This window comes from Calothrix rhizosoleniae SC01, from assembly GCF_900185595.1.
Lineage (GTDB): Bacteria > Cyanobacteriota > Cyanobacteriia > Cyanobacteriales > Nostocaceae > Calothrix_A > Calothrix_A rhizosoleniae.
The window spans coordinates 1-5,111 of the sequence record NZ_FYBH01000280.1; the positions used below are offsets into that span (position 1 = coordinate 1).

Sequence of the window (5,111 nt, forward strand, 5' to 3'; positions counted from 1 at the left end):
TTAAACAGGGAGACTTTGCTGATTTTGTTGCTCCCATGATTCAAACTTTGTACTTGTATAAAAGTCAAAATGTAGACCCCCGTAAAGTGGGTAAAAGATTTAAAACCCTTGATTTGCTCCACTATGAAGGCATAGATCCAACTGCTGCTGCCATTGCCATCACCCAGTTAGAAGAAAGTCATCCAACAGCAGATTTAGAACTGGTAGCACTAGAAGGAAGAGGACAAGAAAAAATTAGACTGCAAGCCATAGTTTCAAATAACGCTAACCCCTCGGAACTATACAAAGAATATTTTCAAAGATACACAAAAATTCAATCTTTATCTTATAGTGACTTACAAGCAATGCAGGTAGGAATTAAAGAAAAAGAGGAACGAATTAGCAGTTTAGAAAAATTGCTATCAGATGCGATCCAGCAGCCAAAGTTTTTCGCACAAATTTGTCAATCTCACGGGGAGTTTATCATGTCTAAAAAAGAAGAGAATAAAGGAAGTGTAAATATCAGTGGCGCTCAAGGGAATATTAGCGGTGTTGCCGCAGCAGGTGAAGATTTATCCATGACTGGAGTTGCAATAGGTGCGATTAGTGGTAATGTTACTAATACCATTAATCAATTACCCGACTCTGACGAACCAGATAAACCTGGAATTAAAGAAATTCTCACCAACCTGCAAACTGCCATTGAAGCTGATACAAGCCTAAGTGAAGAGGACAAAAAGGAAGCCTTGGAACAGGTACAAAAAATTGCAGAAGCAGGGCAAAAGCCAGCAGAGGGAGCCATGCAGAAAATAGCTAAAAATGCGTTGACATTTCTGAAAGGATTAATTGTAGATTTACCTTCTACAGCAGAACTTATGAAAACCTGTGGCAATCTCATACCTGTGATTAAACAGTTTTTCGGCTTGCCATAAAATTTATAAGCCTCGACTGAGCAATTTTGCAACACACCATTACCTCCCAAAACGCTTATTCCACAAGCATTTTTCAATCATAGTCAGAAGATTTTTAAGCGACTAAAGTAAAAACAGTAATTTCCGGGCGGGAATTAAATCGTAAATGTAAATGGGTGAACCCAATACCGCGATTAGTATACTGAATCATTTTTCCCACATGGTAAAGCCCCTTGTAATACTTACTACCTAATATTGGTAGGATTGGTGGCTTAAAAAAAGGTAAGCATATTTGTCCACCATGGGAATGTCCTGATAATTGCAAATCAAACCTTCCTGTAGCAGCACTAACATCAGCAAAATCTGGTTCGTGGGCGAGTAAAATTGCTGCACCAGCCTCTGGTAATTGTTGTAATACTAAATCTAAGCGGTCTTTTCGTTTCCAAACATCATCCACACCAGCAATATGTAGCATGGCATCACCCCGCTTGAGAGAATAAACAGCATTCTCAAGGTTAAGAATATTAGTTTCTTGTAATATTTGTTTAATTGCTTGGGTATGATTTTTTGATGAATAATCATGATTTCCTAAGACAGCTACAGTCTTATCCTTCGGGTTTAATTGACTTAGTGTAACTAGATTAGGAATAAATTTTTCGTATCCATGAGTTACGTAATCACCTGTTAAAGCAATTAAATCTGGTTTTTGTTGATTCACAAGCTGAAAAAGATAATTTAAATACTTTATTTTCATCTTTTTATCTATATGAATATCGCTTATTTGCACGATTTTATAACCGCTAAGTTCAGTTGCTAAATGTGGTAATTTTAATTCTAAGGCACGAACTTCAATCCAATTTGGCTCGACAAAATAAGCATAAAAAAATATGCAAGCACTAATAATGATTAAGGCTTTCATACTTTTAAATAACAAAAATATATTTTTTTTGCGTCTCTTGCGATTTCTCAATTCAGAGTCCCCATAAATTTGTATTTTCTTCAATAATAGCTTGACATTTTCATGGATTTGTAGGTTAAAGTACCGATTTATTAATACTACAAACAAGATTTAATTTATTGATAATCAGAGAAATTAATAATTAGCGAAAATTATAAAAATACATCTCAGAATAATTAAAAAAAATCAACTTGTATTCTATATATCAATTTCTACAAGTTTATTCCGAGATGATAAGCCAGATTTAATTTGAATCCATGATTTAGGTACATCAAATTTTTTTGCCAATATTGTGATTAATTCCTTATTAGCTTTGCCATCAACGGGAGGAGATTTTAAACGTATAGTCAGACTACCATCAGCTTCTTCAGTAATTTGTTGATGTTTGGAATTGGGTTTTACCTTGACTCTTTGTTGCATAATTTCAAGTTGCATCTACTTAGAGTTTATTCATTAATTTAATTATTGCAACTCCCAAAATTAACATTTGGGGTTGCAATAAAATTAATGTTTACACCCAAATAAAAATACAGTCAATTCACTAACAAATATCAGTGACAAAAATATTTATAAGCCGTATACGCAAGAGTTACAACCCCGGTAATAATTGCCGATTCATCTACATCAAATAAAGGATGGTGTAATGGATAATTAGTCATTCTATCTGTAAAACCCACCCCCAAACGAAACATAGAACCAGGTGCGTGTTCTAAATACATAGAAAAATCTTCCGCCCCTAAAGATGGTTCGGGTAAAACAAGCACCGAATCATTTCCCCAAGCCTCTTCTGCTGCTGATTTGATTATTTGAGTCATAGCATAATCATTTTGGACAGAAGGTACACCTTGACCATAATTTACTTGATACTTAGCACCATAGGAATTACAAACATTAGCAACAATTTGTTCGATCCAATTTGGTAATTGAGTCCGGGTTTCAGGATGTAGCGATCGCACAGTTCCTAATAACTGGACACGATCGGCAATTACATTAGGAACTCTACCTCCCTCAATTTTACCAATACTCAACACCACAGGACGCAAAGGATTCTGGGTACGGCTAATGGCTTGCTGTAGGTTAGTAATGACTTGGGAAGCAATCCAGATAGCATCAATGGCTTCATGGGGACGAGCGCCATGTCCAGATTCACCGACGATGATAATTTCTAAATCATCCGCCGCCGCAGTTAATGCTCCAAACCGAACTCCAATAGAACCTGCGGGAATAGAAGGAAAAACATGAACACCCAATACACCATCCACATTGTCCATCACCCCATCTTCTACCATCCAATGAGCCCCTTGGGCGATTTCTTCGGCTGGCTGAAATAAAAAACGGACTTTACCGGCTAACTCCTCTGCAAGTTGTGAGAGAATCATTGCCGTCCCCAAACCCACTGTAGTATGTACATCATGACCACAGGCGTGCATAATACCTGTGTGACGGGAAGTAAATTCCAATTTCGTGCATTCGGTAATAGGTAAAGCATCCATATCAGTACGAATAGCTAAAGTTCGGCTATCCTTTCCATTACCTTTGAGTTCCCCAATGACTCCTGTTTTACCCACTCCCTCTTCCGCATGAATTCCATAAGAAGACAACACACCAGCTACAAAAGCAGATGTTTGGTATTCCTGTCCACTTAGCTCCGGATGCGAGTGAATATGACGGCGAATTTCAATGAGTCGAGGTGCTAGTTGTGTTGCGATATCTTTTATACGGGTGAGCATTGATAAATTACTTTACACTCTTTTACTCCATGATAAAGAAGTGTTACACAACAAAGAGCAATGCTCCCTCAGAGTTATTTGGGATGGGAGGAACTTTTGGGAATAATACCATTTTAGATTTTGGATTGTGAAAGAACTACTACATAAGCTTTTCTTTCTTTCCATCTCTGGTAATCATTTTTCAAATTGGTATAACAGTAAAACACATTTAAGGTGCAATATATCCGCAAACTCCACCATGACGCTTTTAGCCACATCGATCAAAATATCATCAATAGAGGATAAATATAATGACCGAAGAATAAAAAGATACAACCCCTGACTTGAGACATGGGGTCATTTCAGTTATCAGTTATCAGTTACCAGTTAGCCTCCTGCGGAGGAGCTGCGCTAACAGTTACCCCATCGATAAATCGAGGGGCTTAAAACTCAACCAAAAATTTTTGACTCTCCACAGATAAATCCGAGAGTTTGTATCCAGTTTATTTTTTGGTCAATCCAAAATCCGTCTTGAAAAGTTTGCTCAACGGGGGGAACCCCCCTTCGAGTATCTCCTTCGGAGACGCTACGCGAACGGTAGTTGTTCATGGGGGAAACCAACGCCAGTCGTCTGCGACGGGAAACCCGTCTACAACGCTGGCTCCCCAAGACTACACTACACTCACCGCACCGCAACTTTCCGCAAAATCCAAAATCCAAAATTATTATGACAGAAAAAAAATCAAAATTTTTAATTCCTGCCCTTGGTTTAGGGGCGATAGTGGTAGGAAGTATAGCAGCCTATATCTACTTAAAAGGGCCATCAGGAGATGCTTCTGGCGTTTGGGAAAGTGCCAAAATAGTACCGGATGAAGCATTGATGGCAACTTACATTACCACAGACCCTCGAGCCTGGGCAAAGTTAGATAAATTTGGTACTACTGAAGCCAGACAGCTCCTAGGTAAGGGCTTAGAAGACTTGAATCAAAATATGTTAAAAGAAGGTGATATTTCCTATGAAAAGGATTTAAAACCTTGGGTAGGTGGGGTGATGCTGGCTATTTTACCGCCTTCTCCAGGACAGGAAGCTCAATCCCGTATACGTTCTTCACCTGGGGGCTTGAGAGGCAGAACTACAGCACCTAATTTATTGATGGTAATAGGGATTAAAGATAAGCTTGCGGCTTTGAATTTTGCGAACAAATTAAAATCAAAAAAAGAGTTGGCAAGCCAGGAAATAGAATATAAAGGGGAAAAGATTCTCAAAACAAATAATAAAGGTAGTTCTACATATACTACGATTCTGAACAATAATTATCTGGTTTTTGCCCCTAATCAAAAACCTGTAGAATACGCAATTGATACTTTCAAAGGGGAACCTTCCTTTGCGAATAAAAAAGGTGCTAAAGAGGTATTAAACAAAGGAGTCAAGTTACAAAATACTGTTGCTCAAATTTATGTCCCCGATTATCCGGCTACTATCGAACAATTCATTGCTAGTAACTCTAGAACTAGCCAATTACCACCCCAAACCCTGGCACAGTTGAAGCAAAT

The 5,111-nt window shown here is 38.1% G+C and carries 4 protein-coding genes and 1 pseudogene; 2 read left to right on the top strand and 3 right to left on the bottom strand.

The window, feature by feature from the left end:
* Window positions 1-911 (top strand): annotated as a pseudogene (locus tag CALSC_RS16710) (pentapeptide repeat-containing protein); the annotation flags it as partial.
* 94 nt (window positions 912-1,005) lie between these two features.
* On the opposite strand, the gene CALSC_RS16715 reads toward CALSC_RS16710, so the two are convergent.
* The 3 genes from CALSC_RS16715 to CALSC_RS16725 form a co-directional block, all read right to left on the bottom strand.
* Complete coding sequence (locus CALSC_RS16715) at window positions 1,006-1,809, bottom strand: metallophosphoesterase (protein ID WP_200817658.1); 804 nt, start codon at window positions 1,807-1,809, stop codon at window positions 1,006-1,008.
* 237 nt (window positions 1,810-2,046) lie between these two features.
* Complete coding sequence (locus CALSC_RS16720; protein ID WP_088242444.1) at window positions 2,047-2,268, bottom strand: DUF167 domain-containing protein; 222 nt, start codon at window positions 2,266-2,268, stop codon at window positions 2,047-2,049.
* Between the two features lie 131 nt (window positions 2,269-2,399).
* Window positions 2,400-3,578: a M20 family metallopeptidase gene (locus CALSC_RS16725; protein WP_088242442.1), complete on the bottom strand. Its 1,179-nt coding sequence runs from the start codon at window positions 3,576-3,578 to the stop codon at window positions 2,400-2,402.
* A 586-nt stretch (window positions 3,579-4,164) separates the two neighbouring features.
* Between CALSC_RS16725 and CALSC_RS16730 the strand changes: the two genes are divergently transcribed.
* A partial coding sequence (locus tag CALSC_RS16730) for a DUF3352 domain-containing protein (RefSeq protein ID WP_235006821.1) occupies window positions 4,165-5,111 on the top strand: 947 nt, incomplete at its 3' end.

Bases quoted from the DNA above. Each gene is read 5' to 3' on its own strand.
- CALSC_RS16715 (WP_200817658.1), bottom strand. From the start codon at position 1,809: ATGAAAGCCTTAATCATTATTAGTGCTTGCATATTTTTTTATGCTTAT.
- CALSC_RS16720 (WP_088242444.1), bottom strand. From the start codon at position 2,268: ATGCAACAAAGAGTCAAGGTAAAACCCAATTCCAAACATCAACAAATT.
- CALSC_RS16725 (WP_088242442.1), bottom strand. From the start codon at position 3,578: ATGCTCACCCGTATAAAAGATATCGCAACACAACTAGCACCTCGACTC.